At 64.1% G+C, this 13,470-nt stretch carries 16 protein-coding genes; all 16 read left to right on the top strand.

Annotated elements, in window-relative coordinates:
- Window positions 1-3 precede the first annotated feature (3 nt).
- A complete protein-coding gene (gene flgF, locus ACSQ3L_RS10525) occupies window positions 4-726 on the top strand; it encodes a flagellar basal-body rod protein FlgF (protein ID WP_292180976.1) in 723 nt (240 codons plus the stop codon).
- A 3-nt stretch (window positions 727-729) separates the two neighbouring features.
- Window positions 730-2,133, top strand: a complete 1,404-nt coding sequence (gene fliI / locus ACSQ3L_RS10520) for a flagellar protein export ATPase FliI (RefSeq protein ID WP_436159880.1) — start codon at window positions 730-732, stop codon at window positions 2,131-2,133.
- Window positions 2,114-2,797 carry a hypothetical protein gene (locus ACSQ3L_RS10515; protein WP_436159879.1) on the top strand — a complete coding sequence of 228 codons (684 nt, stop codon included), beginning with the start codon at window positions 2,114-2,116 and terminating at the stop codon, window positions 2,795-2,797. The genes fliI and ACSQ3L_RS10515 overlap by 20 nt, the downstream gene beginning before the upstream one ends.
- An 84-nt stretch (window positions 2,798-2,881) precedes the next feature.
- A complete protein-coding gene (flgB, locus tag ACSQ3L_RS10510; RefSeq protein WP_109659404.1) occupies window positions 2,882-3,262 on the top strand; it encodes a flagellar basal body rod protein FlgB in 381 nt (126 codons plus the stop codon).
- Between the two features lie 2 nt (window positions 3,263-3,264).
- Window positions 3,265-3,681, top strand: coding sequence for a flagellar basal body rod protein FlgC (gene flgC, locus ACSQ3L_RS10505; protein WP_111547815.1), 417 nt, complete (start codon window positions 3,265-3,267; stop codon window positions 3,679-3,681).
- Entirely contained in the window at window positions 3,681-4,007 is a 327-nt protein-coding gene (locus ACSQ3L_RS10500) for a flagellar hook-basal body complex protein FliE (protein WP_436159878.1), read from the top strand. Before flgC ends, ACSQ3L_RS10500 begins: the two co-directional genes overlap by 1 nt.
- 11 nt (window positions 4,008-4,018) lie before the next feature.
- On the top strand, window positions 4,019-4,807 hold the full coding sequence (flgG, locus tag ACSQ3L_RS10495; RefSeq protein ID WP_013529795.1) for a flagellar basal-body rod protein FlgG: 789 nt from the start codon (window positions 4,019-4,021) through the stop codon (window positions 4,805-4,807).
- 3 nt (window positions 4,808-4,810) lie between these two features.
- A complete protein-coding gene (gene flgA / locus ACSQ3L_RS10490; protein WP_436159877.1) occupies window positions 4,811-5,362 on the top strand; it encodes a flagellar basal body P-ring formation chaperone FlgA in 552 nt (183 codons plus the stop codon).
- A 149-nt stretch (window positions 5,363-5,511) separates the two neighbouring features.
- Window positions 5,512-6,600 (top strand): flagellar basal body P-ring protein FlgI, encoded by a 1,089-nt coding sequence (locus tag ACSQ3L_RS10485; protein ID WP_292181155.1) that lies wholly within the window; start codon window positions 5,512-5,514, stop codon window positions 6,598-6,600.
- Window positions 6,601-6,603: 3 nt separating this feature from the next.
- Entirely contained in the window at window positions 6,604-7,191 is a 588-nt protein-coding gene (locus tag ACSQ3L_RS10480; RefSeq protein WP_436159876.1) for a MotE family protein, read from the top strand.
- Window positions 7,188-7,895 (top strand): flagellar basal body L-ring protein FlgH, encoded by a 708-nt coding sequence (flgH, locus tag ACSQ3L_RS10475; protein ID WP_436159875.1) that lies wholly within the window; start codon window positions 7,188-7,190, stop codon window positions 7,893-7,895. Before ACSQ3L_RS10480 ends, flgH begins: the two co-directional genes overlap by 4 nt.
- A 19-nt stretch (window positions 7,896-7,914) precedes the next feature.
- The gene (locus tag ACSQ3L_RS10470; protein ID WP_436159874.1) at window positions 7,915-8,409 is read left to right on the top strand and encodes a flagellar basal body-associated FliL family protein; all 495 of its coding nucleotides are present in this window, start codon (window positions 7,915-7,917) and stop codon (window positions 8,407-8,409) included.
- Window positions 8,406-9,137, top strand: coding sequence for a flagellar type III secretion system pore protein FliP (gene fliP / locus ACSQ3L_RS10465; RefSeq protein WP_436159873.1), 732 nt, complete (start codon window positions 8,406-8,408; stop codon window positions 9,135-9,137). The genes ACSQ3L_RS10470 and fliP overlap by 4 nt, the downstream gene beginning before the upstream one ends.
- A gap of 231 nt (window positions 9,138-9,368) precedes the next feature.
- Window positions 9,369-10,352, top strand: coding sequence for a flagellin (locus tag ACSQ3L_RS10460; RefSeq protein ID WP_436159872.1), 984 nt, complete (start codon window positions 9,369-9,371; stop codon window positions 10,350-10,352).
- A 268-nt stretch (window positions 10,353-10,620) separates the two neighbouring features.
- Window positions 10,621-11,688, top strand: a complete 1,068-nt coding sequence (locus ACSQ3L_RS10455) for a flagellin (protein WP_436159871.1) — start codon at window positions 10,621-10,623, stop codon at window positions 11,686-11,688.
- 133 nt (window positions 11,689-11,821) lie between these two features.
- Window positions 11,822-13,468, top strand: coding sequence for a flagellar basal-body MS-ring/collar protein FliF (gene fliF, locus ACSQ3L_RS10450; protein ID WP_436159870.1), 1,647 nt, complete (start codon window positions 11,822-11,824; stop codon window positions 13,466-13,468).
- Window positions 13,469-13,470: the final 2 nt, after the last annotated feature.

Genomic DNA, 13,470 nt, shown 5'->3' with positions numbered 1-13,470 from the left:
ATCATGCGGGACAGCCTGTACGTCGCCCTTTCGTCGCAGATCGCGCTCGAGCGCCGCCTCGACACCATCGCCGACAACGTCGCCAACGCCTCGACGATCGGCTTTCGCGCCACCGGCGTGAAGTTCGAAGACGTCGTCTCCGGCGCCGGGCAGAAATCGGTATCTTTCGCCTCCCCAGGCAAGACCTATCTTTCCGGCGCTCACGGTGCCTTGAGCGAGACCGGAAATCCGTTCGATTTCGCTATCCAGGGCGATGCCTGGTTCGCCATCGAGACGCCGGTCGGCACCGTCATGACCCGCGACGGGCGCTTTTCGATGAACGAGAATGGCGAGTTGATGTCGATCGAGGGCCACCCGGTGCTCGATGCCGGCGGCTCACCGATCCAGCTCGACCCCCGCAACGGTCCGCCCAAGGCCGGGGCCGACGGGTCGCTGCGCCAGAACGATCAGCTTGTCGGCTCGATCGGTCTCTACAATTTCGATCCGGGCGAAAATTTCGTCCGCTACGGCAATTCCGGCATCGTTCCGGCGCGCACGCCGGAGCCCGTTACCGATCGCTCCGATATTGGCGTCGCCCAGGGTTTTCTCGAAGAATCCAACGTCAATCCGGTGCTTGAGATCACCCGGCTGATCATGGTCCAGCGCGCCTTCGAGAACACCGCCGCCCTGATGCGGCAGACCGACTCCTCCACCGACGAGGCGATCAAGACGCTCGGCTCGAAATAATCCATGTCGCTCGACCAGCCATCCCTGCGCGCACCTGAAAGACAGCTCCAGCCTGCGCCGGAAGACCGGCTTGCCGCGTTGGAACGGGTCTGGCGGCGTTTCGCCGACACCGAGGCACTGCTCAAGCGCGGCGGCCGCGTCGTCGAAGTCACGCCCACGCACTACAAGGTGCACGGCCTTTCCGACTTCGCCAGGCTGGGCGACATCGTCGAGCAGCGCGGCCATGCCGGCGCGCGCCGCGGCGAGATCGTCAAGATCAGCCGCGACGAAGTCGTCGTCGCCCCCTTCGAACGCAGCGCCGATGCCGGCATCGGCGATGCCGTGTTCCGCCGCGGTCCGCTGGCTGTGGCGCCGCATGCCTCGTGGCGCGGCCGCACCATCGACGCGCTCACCAGGGCGATTGACGGTGGCGCGCCACTGGCCAGAGGTGACGACGCGTCGAGCACCGCCCAGACGACGCCAGGCGCCATGGCGCGGCAGCGTGTCGGCACCGCCTTCATGACCGGCGTCAAGGTCATCGACATCTTCACGCCGCTCTGCTTCGGCCAACGCCTCGGCGTCTTCGCCGGCTCCGGCGTCGGCAAGTCGACGCTGCTCGCCATGCTCGCAGGCGCCGACGCATTCGACACCGTCGTCGTGGCGCTCGTCGGCGAACGCGGCCGCGAAGTCCGTGAATTCCTCGAGGACACGATCGGCGACAGCATGGCCAAGACGGTCGCCGTCGTCGCCACCAGCGACGAAAGCGCGATGATGCGCCGGCGCGCGCCGGACACCGCCATGCGCGTCGCCGAGCATTTTCGCGACCAGGGCCATCGCGTCCTCCTGGTGCTGGATTCGATCACCCGCTTCGCACATGCGTTGCGCGAGGTGGCGACGGGAACCGGCGAGCCGCCGGTCGCGCGCGGCTATCCGGCCTCCGTGTTCACCGAACTGCCCAAGCTGCTGGAGCGCGCGGGGCCAGGGGCCGAAGGCAAAGGCTCGATCACCGCCATCATCTCCGTGCTGGTCGACGGCGACGACCACAACGACCCGGTCGCCGATTCCGTGCGTGGCATCCTCGACGGCCATGTCGTGCTCGACCGCACGATCGCCGAACAGGGCCGCTATCCGCCCGTCAATCCGCTGTCGTCCATATCGCGGCTGGCCGGCAAGGCCTGGAGCGTCGAACAGCGCGCACTGGTGACAAGGCTGAAGTCGATGATCTCGCGCTTCGAGGACACGCGCGATATCCGCCTGCTGGGTGCCTATCAGGGCGGCGTCGACGCCGAGCTTGATATTGCCGTGCGTCAGGTGCCCCTGATCTACGAGGCGCTTACCCAATCGCCGAAGGACCGCCCGTCAGCCGAACCGTTCTCTGATCTTGCCCGCCATCTCAAGGGAAAGCAGAATGCCGATGCAGGAGACTGAACGCCAGCACACCGAGCGTGTCCTGCGCGACATGATCGCCGAAGCCAAGGCCGCCCAGGAGGCCGAGGCCAGCCGCGACTCGGCCATCAACGACCTGTTTTCGCCGCGGAAATGGCAGCAGTCTTCCGGGCACGAATGGCCGCAGCCGCCCAAGGCGCAGTTTCCCAGGCTGAAGAAGAAGTCCGACCGGCGCGGCGATTTGGTCATTGCCGCGCTCGGCATCACGCTCGGACTGATCTGCGCCCTGTTTCCCTGGTACATCTTCTTCAACCAGGAACAGTTCGGCGTCCAAGCGATCAAGTTCGGTGGCACCGGCACCAATTCAGGGCGGGCGGGCGGCGGCGTGGTCGCCGAACGCAGCGCGCCGCTGACGGCGAAGGACGTTCCCGCGGCCAATCTCGATCTGCTCGCTACGGGAACCGTGCAGGATGATGCCAATCCCCCATCGGCCCCCGCTGAGCAACCTTTTCCCGCCGACACGGCGAAATTCCGCATGGTTCATGTCGCCAATGGCCGCGCCATGATCGAAGACGATACTGGCCTCTGGATCGTCCAGCGTGGCTCCATACTGCCTGATACCAGCCAGGTGTCTTCCATCGAGCAGCGCAACGGCAAATGGGTCATGGTCACCAGCGCCAACCGGGTGATCGGACTCTCCAGGTAGACGCTTCGTCTCAGGCGTCCGGCCGTCCGCAAGGCCCGCGCAAGACTGGCGGCCTAGTCTTCGGGAACCCGCTCGGAGATTCCCATGGAGCCCGTTTCCCTTTTCGACCTCGCCGCCAAGCAAGCCCAGTGGCTGGCCGTGCGCCAGTCCGCCGTCGCCGGCAACATCGCCAACGCCAACACGCCGGGCTACACGGCAAACGATGTCGAGCCGTTCGAAAAAGTGCTCGACCGCACCGCCGTATCGCTGCAGGCCACCCAGGCTGGCCATCTCGGCAATGCAGCGACCAATGCCGGCTTCACCATCAAGCCACAGGAAGACGACGGCGTCGTCATGCCGTCCAAGAACTCGGTCGTGCTGGAAGACCAGTTGCTGAAAGCCGGCGAGGTGCGCCGCTCCTTCGAGCTCAACACTGCGATCGTCAAGGCATTCCATTCGATGATGATGATGGCGGTTAAGAGCTGATCATGGACGCGCTGACCGCAGCCCTCAAAGTCGCAGCATCCGGCCTCGGCGCCCAGTCGGAGCGCCTGCGCGTGGTTTCCGAAAACCTCGCCAACGCCCAGTCGACCGGCACCGCGCCCGGTTCCGACCCCTATCGCCGCAAGACCATCAGCTTCGTCTCCGAGCTTGACCGGACCTCTGGCAGCTCAACGGTCGCGGTCAACTCGATCGATCGTGATCCCAGCGATTTTCCGGTCGAGTTCCAGCCCGGCAACGAAGCCGCCGACGACAAGGGCTACGTCAAGATGCCCAACGTCAACGTGCTGATCGAAATGGCCGACATGACCGAGGCCAATCGCTCCTACGAGGCCAACCTTCAGGTCGTCAAGCAGGCGCGCGACCTGATTTCCATGACCATCGACCTGATGAGGAACCAGTAATGATCAGCGGTATCGGAGCCCTTCAGTTCAAGTCGTCGATCGGCGGCGACGACGCGGTGACAAGCCGGCTTCAGGGCGGTGCGACACCTTCGGCCGGCGGCAATGTCGGCACCTCCTTCGCCGAGGCGCTGAGCCAGGCGGCCTCCAAGACCGTCGACACCCTGCAGAATGCCGAGCAGGTGTCGATGCAGGCGCTCAAGGGCGACGCCGACACCCGTCAGGTGGTCGACGCCGTGATGAGCGCGCAGCAGGCACTTCAGACCGCCGTCGCCATCCGCGACAAGGTGGTTTCCGCCTATCTCGAAGTCAGTCGAATGGGCATCTGAGGAATTCCGCCATGAAAGCACTCGCCATCGCCGCCACCGGCATGAATGCCCAGCAGACAAACCTGGAAGTCATTGCCAACAACATCGCCAACATCAACACCACCGGCTACAAGCGCGCCCGCGCCGAATTTTCCGACCTGCTCTACCAGGTCGACCGCACGCAGGGTGTGCCCAACCGCTCCAACGCCTCGCTGGTGCCGGAGGGCGTCTCCATCGGCCTCGGCGTCAAGACGACGGCCGTGCGCAACGTGCACACCCAGGGCGAACTGACCAGCACCGGCAACAGTTTCGACCTGGCGCTCACCGGCAGGGGCTGGTTCCAGATCGAGGGTGCCGACGGCGGCACGCTCTACAGCCGCGCCGGTGCTCTCAACACCAACGCCACCGGCCAGCTGGTGACGGTCGACGGCGCCGCCGTCATTCCGGCAATCAACGTCCCCGTCGATGCCGTCGAGGTCATCGTCAACAAGACCGGACAGGTCTTCGCCCGCATCGACGGCCAGACCGACCTGCAGAACCTCGGCCAGCTTCAGATCGCCAATTTCGCCAACGAGGCCGGCCTGGCGCCGCTCGGCGACAATCTGTTCCAGGAAACCACCGCTTCGGGGCCGGCCAATGTCGGCGTGCCTGGCGATCCCGGTTTCGCCACCATCCAGCAGGGCTATCTCGAAGCCTCCAACGTCGACCCGGTCAAGGAAATCACCGAGCTGATCTCGGCGCAGCGCGCCTATGAGATGAACTCCAAGGTCATCCAGGCCGCCGACGACATGGCTTCCGTCGTCTCCAAGAACATCCGGTAACGCATGATGTCGACGCCCGGCCTCCTGTCCGCATTCCGCCGCACCGCGCTCGTCCTTGCGCTGGTGGCCGGCGGCATGCCGGCTTTTGCCCAGGAATCGACAAAACAGTCGATAAACCAATCAGCCGATCAGTCAGCCACCCAGATCGCCAGCAATCAAGCTGTCGGCGAGGTGGTGCTTATTCCCAGCCGGGTTATCTATCCCGGCGAGACCATCAATCTCGCTGCTCTGAAGCAGGTGACCCTTATCGTCGGCAAGCACAAGCCGGACGGGGTCGTCACAAGGACCGAGGACCTCGACGGCAAGATCGCCAAGCGCACGCTGCTGCCCGGCCGCTACATCCCCTCCACTGCCATCCGCGAGGCCTGGCTGGTCGAACAGGGCGCGTCCGTGCAGGTCTTCTTCATCGCGGGCGGATTGACGATCTCGGCGACCGCCGTGACGTTGCAGCCAGGTGCCGCGGGCGACCTCGTCAAGGTTCGCAACATCGACAGCGGCAAGATCCTGTCCGGCACGGTGATGGCGGATGGAACCATCCAGGTCAGCGCCTCATGAAACGCAGCCTTTCCCTGATACTGGCTGCCGTGCTTGGCATGCAGCCGGCACTGGCCGACGGCCTGACGCCGAAGGCCAAGCGCGAGCTCGCCGCCAAGAATGGCGGCGTCTATAACGACCCCGAATATGATCCGGCCACCACCAGCCGCATGTTCCGGGTTTCCACCGGGCCGAGTTCGCTGCCGCCGGGCCAGGTCGCCTCGCGGATCAAGGACATCGCCCAGCTGCAGAGTTCGCGCGACAACCAGTTGGTCGGCTACGGCCTGGTCATCGGCCTCGCCGGATCGGGCGACAGCCTGCGCAACTCGCCATTCACCGAACAGTCGATCCGCGCCATGCTCGAAAATCTCGGCATCGCCACCGAAGGCGGCAGGGCGCGCGCCAAGAACGTCGCCGCCGTCATCGTCACCGCCAACATGCCGCCCTATGTGCAGTCCGGCGCCCGCATCGACATCGACGTCTCCTCGATGGGCGACGCGACCTCACTCGCCGGCGGCACGCTGATCATGACGCCATTGAAGGCGGCGGACGGCGAGATCTATGCCGTCGGCCAGGGCTCGGTCATCGTTTCGGGCTTCACTGCCAAGGGGCAGGCCGAGCAGCTGACGCAAGGCGTGCCGACCGCCGGCCGGGTGCCGAACGGCGCCATCGTCGAGCGGGCTGTCCAGGCCGAGTTCGACGACCAGGCGACGTTGACGCTGCAATTGCGCAATCCCGATTTCTCGACCGCCATCCGCATCGCCGACGCCATCAACGACTATACCAGCCAGCGCTTCGGGATGCGGGTGGCGGCCGAGCGCGATTCCCGCACCGTGCAGATCAGAAGGCCAAAGGCTGTTTCGGCGGCCCGCTTCTATGCAGAGATCGAAAACCTGGTGGTCGAATCCGACACGCCGGCCCGTGTCGTCATCGACGAGCGCACCGGCACCATCGTCATCGGCAACGAAGTCAAGATCTCGCGGGTCGCCATCAGCCACGGCACGCTGACCGTGCGCATCACAGAAGCGCCGCGCGTCGTCCAGCCCGAGCCCTTCTCCAAGGGCGAAACCGCCGTCGAACCGTTCACCGCCATCGAAGCCAGCCAGCCCGATGCCCGCGTTGCCGTGCTTGACGGACCCGATCTCCAGACCCTCGTTTCCGGCCTCAACCGTCTCGGCGTCAAGCCGGACGGCATCATTGCCATTCTGCAGGGCATCAAGTCGGCCGGCGCCCTGCAGGCCGATCTGGTTCTGCAATAGGCGATGCCGATGACGCGCTCCTTCTCACGCCGTGAAAGACGCCACCCCGCCGCAATCCTGCTCGCGACCGCTATTCTCGCAGCCCTGCCCTTTGCCGGCGATACCGCACGCGGCGAGGAGACGGTCCGCCAGGTTCTGCCGGGAGCACCGGTCGCGGTGGCGCCGCAGCAATTGACGCGGGAGAAGGCACCCGACCAAAGCGAAATCGAGCGCTTCTGCTCCAACATCGCCGACGCCGCCCGCGACCGCCGCTATGTCTTGCAGGCGGAGGAACTGAAGCAGCTCCAGGCCGGCATTGACGAGCGCATGAAAGCTCTGGACGCAAAGAAAGCCGAATACGAGACCTGGCTGAAGCGCCGCGAGGTTTTCCTGGCCCGGGCCGAAGACGGCGTCGTCCAGATCTACGCCGGCATGAAACCCGACGCCGCTGCCGAGCGGCTGGCCATCGTCAACGCCGATCTGGCGGCGGCCATATTGATGAAGCTCGATTCACGCAAGGCGGGCGTCATCCTCAACGAAATGGACCAGAAGGCGGCGGCGACGCTCACCGGCATCATGGCCAGCGCAGCCCGAAGGGTGGACCCGTCATGATCCGCAAAATGCTCGTCCTATGCGCGGTCGCCGTGCTGTCCGGTTGCGGAACCAATCTCAAGGAGGTCGGCAGGGAGCCGGCTTTGTCGCCGGTCGGCTCCGGCATCGATGGCGGCAACACCTCGTCCCTCTATCGCTATCCAGAAACGCCGCCCGCGCCGACCAGGAAATTCTCGCTATGGGACGACCGCCAGAGCCGGCTGTTCACCGACCCGCGAGCGCTGTCCCAGGGCGACATCCTGACCGTCAAGATCAGGATCAACGACCGAGCCAACTTCAAGAACCAGAACGACAGGAGCCGCACCGCCAATCGCAAGCTCGGTTACGACCTCAGCGCGCAATGGGACGAGTGGAGCACCGCCGGCAAGGGCGCCGGCGCTCTCAGCTCCACCACGGACACGACGGCCGACGGCGAGATCAAGCGCTCGGAAACGCTTGAGCTCAATGTCGCTGCCATCGTCACCGATGTCCTGCCGAACGGCAATTTGATGATCACGGGATCGCAGGAAGTGCGCGTCAATGCCGAGCTCAGGGTGCTGACGCTCGCCGGCATCGTGCGACCGGCCGATATCGGCGCCGAAAACACCATCCCCTACGAACGCATCGCCGAAGCGCGCATCTCCTATGGCGGACGCGGCCGCATCACCGAGGTCCAGCAACCTGCCTACGGCCAGCAGATTCTGGACCAGGTTCTTCCGTTCTAGGATTGGGGGGAACAGCACCGTGGCAAACGTCGAACAGGTTCAGCCGCGCAAGGGTCCATCCCTTGCCATCCAGGCCGCCATGCTGCTGGTTGTGACGGCGGCCGCCATCGGCATGGGCTGGATGTCCGGCGGCTATCTCAAGGGCGTCGATGCACCGGTGTCGGTACCGGTGGCGCCCGAGAACGAAGGCAAGGCCGAGCAGCCGGCCCCGGCCGAACAGCCAGCCGTGGGACCGATGCTCGTCGTGCTGGCGCCGATCACCACCAACATCGCCTCGCCTGCCGATAGCTGGATCAGGATGGAGGTGTCCGTCGTCTATGACGGGCCGCAGCCACAGGCCATGTCGGATGACATCCACCAGGACCTGCTGGCCCTGGTGCGCACCTTGAAGATGCATCAAATCGAGGGCGCCAGCGGCTATCAGCACCTGAAGGCCGATCTCGAGGAACGCGCCGCGATCCGCAGCCAGGGTCACGCCAAACAGGTTCTCATCAGGACATTGCTGCTCGAATGAGAAAGTTCCTTATCGCCGCGGCGATGATCGCCGCCGCCACCTCCGTCGCGGCGGCGCAACAGCTTGATCTCGGCGGCATCGGCAAGGCCGATGGCACCACTGTCGGCTACATCATCCAGATGTTCGGCCTGCTGACCGTGCTGTCGGTGGCGCCGGGCCTGCTGATCATGGTGACGAGCTTCACCCGCTTCGTCATCGCCTTCTCGATCCTGCGCGCCGGCATCGGTCTGCAGTCGACGCCGGCCAATCTCATTCTCATTTCGCTGTCGCTGTTCATGACTTTCTATGTCATGGCGCCGACCTTCGATCAGGCCTGGAACACCGGCGTCAAGCCGCTGATGGACAACCAGATCACCCAGACCGAAGCCTTCGACAAGATTTCGGATCCGTTCCGCACCTTCATGCTGCACAATGTGCGTGACAAGGACTTCGACCTCTTCGCCGATCTCGCCCGCGAGCGCGGCCAGACCGTTTCGCGCGACACCGTCGACCTGCGCATCCTGGTGCCCGCCTTCATGATCTCGGAGATCCGGCGCGGCTTCGAAATCGGCTTCCTGATCGTGCTGCCGTTCCTGGTCATCGACCTGATCGTCGCCACGATCACCATGGCGATGGGCATGATGATGCTGCCGCCGACAGTGGTCTCGCTGCCGTTCAAGATCCTGTTCTTCGTCCTGATCGACGGCTGGAACCTGCTTGTCGGCAGCCTGGTGCGCTCCTTCAACTGATCCTCGCCAGTTGATCCCTGGCAACTTGATCTTTGCCGCGCGCTCCGGCCCAAAATTCAAGCAATATATTTTCGATTAACCGTCCGGTTTAGTCCTTTGGTAGGGACTTGCCCGCATATTCGCTCGCAGATGGCGGGTGATCGATTTCAGAGATCATTGGCATGATGCCGCACCGTCATACCGGGAGACCCGGTATGTAAAAAATACCTGTAAAATCAAGGTACGAGTACCATGTCCAGCATCATGACGAACTCCGCCGCGTTGACGGCTCTGCAGAGCCTGAACGCCACCAGCAAGAACCTCGAAGCCACCCAGTCCCGCATCTCGACCGGTTACCGGGTCTCGCAGGCTTCGGACAACGCCGCCTACTGGTCGATCGCCACCACGATGCGCTCCGACAACAAGGCCATGTCCACCGTTTCGGACTCGCTCGGCCTCGGCGCGTCGAAGGTCGACACCGCCTACACCGGCATGAACAGCGCGATCACCACCATCAACCAGATCCAGCAGAAGCTGACCTCGTCCTACGGCCAGACGGATGCGTCGAAGGAAAAGACCCAGGTCGAAATCGCCGCTCTTCAGAAGCAGCTGAAGGCCTATGCCGATGGCGCCACCTTCTCCGGCACCAACATGCTTTCGGTGTCCACCGCCTCGGGCACGGCGGCCGACGTCAAGATCGTTTCGGCCTTCAACCGCTCCGCCGCCGGCGCGGTTTCGATCTCGACGATCGACGTCAACGTGGAAACCATCAAGCTCTATGACGGCGGCGCTGCACCGACCTCGAAGGGCATCCTCGACGCCGACCGCCTCGGCATCAGCGGCGTTGTTGCAGCGGCCTCGGCCCCGACCCTCGGCGCTGCCGCGGCGGCCACCGATACCTATTCGGTCGCCTCGTTGAAAATCTTCTCGGGCACCACGGCCGCCAGCGACACCCAGATCCAGCAGATGATGACCGTCGTCGATGCCGCGCTCAAGGACATGACGAACGCCGCCACCAAGCTCGGCGCCGCCAAGAGCAGCATCGACCTGCAGAAGACCTTCACGCAGGATCTGATGGACTCCATCGATCGCGGTGTCGGCCAGCTCGTCGATGCCGACATGAACAAGGAATCGACCCGTCTGCAGGCCCTGCAGGTCCAGCAGCAACTCGGCGTCCAGGCGCTGTCGATCGCCAACGGTTCCTCGCAGTCGATCCTGTCGCTCTTCCGCGGCTGATCGCCTACGCCTAACCACAGTACGCACTAAAAAATCGGGCCGCGCCAAAAAGCGCGGCCCGATTTGCGTTTGTTCCAGCCCCGCGCAATGCTCGTTTCTTAACTCTCAAAAGCCAGCTTTTAACAGGCTGTTAACCATGCCGCGCTAGTTATGGTTAACCAATAGCTTACGACAGTTGGCGAATCGGCCTTACCGGCACGATGCCACTCGTTGAACAGGCCTATCCGGCATGTCTGAGCATGTCGGCTTTTGAGAAGGAGCGACTTTCTTGGCGAGCATCATGACCAACGCTTCGGCGTTAACCGCACTTCAAAGCCTCAGCGCCACCAACAAGTCGCTCGAGCAGACGCAGGCGCGGATCTCGACGGGATACCGCGTCTCGCAGGCTTCGGACAATGCCGCCTATTGGTCGATCGCCACCACGATGCGCTCGGACAATTCGGCCCTGTCGACGGTGCAGGATGCACTCGGCCTTGGCGCCTCGAAAGTCGACACCGCCTACACCGGCATGAACAATGTGCTGGCCACGATCGGCCAGATCAAGACCAAGCTGCTTTCGACTGTTGGCCAGACCGCCGCCGCCAAGGCAAAAACCCAGACCGAAATCCAGGCGCTTCAGGCGCAGATGAAGTCATTTGCCGATGCGGCCACCTTCTCAGGCTCGAATTTCCTTGCGGTGACCTCCAAGCAGAATTTAGCCCCCAACGATGGCGTCCAGCCCGACTCCCAGATCGTGGCCTCATTTAATCGCTCCTCGTCCGGCGCCATCTCGATCGGGACGATCAACATCGATGTCGAGGGCACCAAGCTTTTCGACTACGGCCTCGCCGCCGAGGTCAAGAACCAAGGCACCCTCGATCGCAAGGTTTCGATTTATTCCACGGGAGCCGCCCAGACCCTGTATGACAATGCCTATGCGGCCTCGATCGCGGGCGGAAATACGGACATCACCGCAAACGCCGCGGGCCAGACGGCGGCGGGAGCGGTTGTCCCCAGGGTCGACAACGTCTCCGCCTACAACCTCGACATCACGGCGGCCGGCGTAACCGACGACATCATCACGCAGATGGTGACCAGGATCGACAAGGTCATGGCCCAGTTGACCGATTCCGCCACCATCCTCGGCGCGGCCAAGAGCAGCATCGACCTGCAGAAGACCTTCACCCAGAGCTTGATAGACTCCATCGACCGCGGCGTCGGCCAGCTCGTCGATGCCGACATGAACAAGGAATCGACCCGCCTCCAGGCGCTGCAGGTGCAGCAGCAGCTCGGTATCCAGGCGCTGTCGATCGCCAACAGCGCCTCGCAGTCGATCCTGGCGCTGTTCAAGAGCTAATCGCGGGCGCCACCGGCGCCGTCCTTTCGCACTCCGATTGATGGGCCGCGCCGCAAGCGCGGCCCGATTTCATTTTCGCACAAGCTTCGAAGACTAGAGTTCCGGCGGACAATCATGCTGGGAGTCGTCGACCGTGCCGGAACAGATCCAGAGCATCATCTCGAATCTCCGCGGGTTTGGCGTGAAGCGCCTTGTCATGCTGGCGGGCATCGCCGTTCTGGTGATGGGCGTCATCGGCATCGCCTCGGTCTATCTCAACCGCCCAGCCTACGACACGCTCTATGTCGGGCTCGACCGCGCCGACGTGAACCAGATCGGCCTGGTGCTGGGCGAAGCCGGCATCGGCTTCGACGTTGGTTCTGACGGAACCTCCGTGCTGGTGCCGGCCGGCACCACCGCTCAGGCGCGCATGCTGCTTGCCGAAAAAGGCCTGCCGACCAGCGCCAATGCCGGCTACGAACTGTTCGACAATGTCGGCTCGCTCGGCCTCACCTCTTTCATGCAACAGATCACCCGCGTGCGCGCGCTGGAAGGCGAGATCGCCCGCACCATCCAGTCGATATCGGGCATCAAGGCGGCGCGCGTCCACATCGTGATGTCCGAACGCGCCAATTTCCGCCGCGACGAGCAGCAGCCTTCCGCCTCCGTGGTCATCCGCTACGCCGGCATCGACGCCGAAAAGAGCGCCATGTCGATCCGTCATCTCGTCGCCGCCGCCGTCCCCGGCCTGTCGGCCGACAAGGTCACGGTGCTCGATTCCAGCGGCAATCTGCTGGCCGCGGGCGATGATCCTTCCAACACCAGCGCCGCTCGCACGCTCGGCGTCGAGCAGACCGTCGAGGCACAGATCGGCGACAACATCCGCCGCGCGCTGACGGCCTATCTCGGTCCCGACAATTTCCGCGCCAGCGTCAAGGCCGAGGTCAACACCGACACCCGCCAGACGGAAGAAACCATTTTCGATCCGAATTCCCGCGTCGAGCGCTCGGTGCAGTCGGTGCGCGCCAACGAAAACAACAACCAGAAGCAGGCCTCCACCCCGGCCAGCGTCGAGCAGAACCTGCCCGAGGCCCAGGCAACCGCCACCGACGGTCCGCAATCCTCTTCGCAGAACGACCGCAAGGAAGAGATCACCAACTACGAGATCAATTCGAAGAAGATCGCCACCGTCTCCAACGGCTACACCGTCACCAAGATGTCGATTGCCGTAGTCGTCAACCAGCAGCGGCTGGCGACCATCCTCGGCAAGGACGCCACGCCGGAGCAGATTGCCAAGCGCGTCGCCGACATCCAGAAGATGGTGATGTCCGCCACCGGCCTGGACGAAAAGCGCGGCGACATCATCGACGTCTCGGCGGTCGAGTTTATCGATGGGCTGGATGGCGAGGCAATCCCGCAGGCGGGAATGCTCGATTCCATCGGCCAGCATGCCGGCACGATGATCAATGCCGGCGCGTTCATCGTCGTGGTGTTCCTGGTCGCCTTCTTCGGCTTGAGGCCGATGGCGGCGGCGCTGACGGCAAAGCCGACGCCGGCCCTGTCAGGCCCCAGCTTCGATGACGTCCAGCGCTCGCTGCCGACGCCGGAAGCAACGGCTGCCGCCGACAGTGCCGCGGTCGGCGCCTTGCCCGGCTCGCGCCCGGGTCCGACACCGCTCGACGATCTTCGCCAGAAGATCAGACCAGCGCCGCAGGATCGGCTTGCCCGGATGGTCGACCTCAACGAGGAGCGCACCGCGCAGATCCTGCGCAAATGGGCCGCCCAGGAAGTCGCGGTTTAAAC

This window comes from Mesorhizobium sp. LjRoot246 (assembly GCF_964254115.1).
Classification (GTDB): Bacteria; Pseudomonadota; Alphaproteobacteria; order Rhizobiales; family Rhizobiaceae; genus Mesorhizobium.
Note: the sequence above shows the minus strand (reverse complement) of the source record. Positions and strands in the feature narration are given on the sequence as shown.

Excerpts from the sequence above, each read along its gene's own strand:
- flgF (WP_292180976.1), top strand. The coding sequence starts at position 4 with ATGCGGGACAGCCTGTACGTCGCCCTTTCGTCGCAGATCGCGCTCGAG.
- ACSQ3L_RS10500 (WP_436159878.1), top strand. The coding sequence starts at position 3,681 with ATGATCAGCGGTATCGGAGCCCTTCAGTTCAAGTCGTCGATCGGCGGC.
- ACSQ3L_RS10480 (WP_436159876.1), top strand. The coding sequence starts at position 6,604 with ATGCCGATGACGCGCTCCTTCTCACGCCGTGAAAGACGCCACCCCGCC.
- fliI (WP_436159880.1), top strand. The coding sequence starts at position 730 with ATGTCGCTCGACCAGCCATCCCTGCGCGCACCTGAAAGACAGCTCCAG.
- flgA (WP_436159877.1), top strand. The coding sequence starts at position 4,811 with ATGATGTCGACGCCCGGCCTCCTGTCCGCATTCCGCCGCACCGCGCTC.
- ACSQ3L_RS10515 (WP_436159879.1), top strand. The coding sequence starts at position 2,114 with ATGCCGATGCAGGAGACTGAACGCCAGCACACCGAGCGTGTCCTGCGC.
- flgB (WP_109659404.1), top strand. The coding sequence starts at position 2,882 with ATGGAGCCCGTTTCCCTTTTCGACCTCGCCGCCAAGCAAGCCCAGTGG.
- flgG (WP_013529795.1), top strand. The coding sequence starts at position 4,019 with ATGAAAGCACTCGCCATCGCCGCCACCGGCATGAATGCCCAGCAGACA.
- ACSQ3L_RS10460 (WP_436159872.1), top strand. The coding sequence starts at position 9,369 with ATGTCCAGCATCATGACGAACTCCGCCGCGTTGACGGCTCTGCAGAGC.
- flgH (WP_436159875.1), top strand. The coding sequence starts at position 7,188 with ATGATCCGCAAAATGCTCGTCCTATGCGCGGTCGCCGTGCTGTCCGGT.
- ACSQ3L_RS10485 (WP_292181155.1), top strand. The coding sequence starts at position 5,512 with ATGTTCCGGGTTTCCACCGGGCCGAGTTCGCTGCCGCCGGGCCAGGTC.
- flgC (WP_111547815.1), top strand. The coding sequence starts at position 3,265 with ATGGACGCGCTGACCGCAGCCCTCAAAGTCGCAGCATCCGGCCTCGGC.
- fliP (WP_436159873.1), top strand. The coding sequence starts at position 8,406 with ATGAGAAAGTTCCTTATCGCCGCGGCGATGATCGCCGCCGCCACCTCC.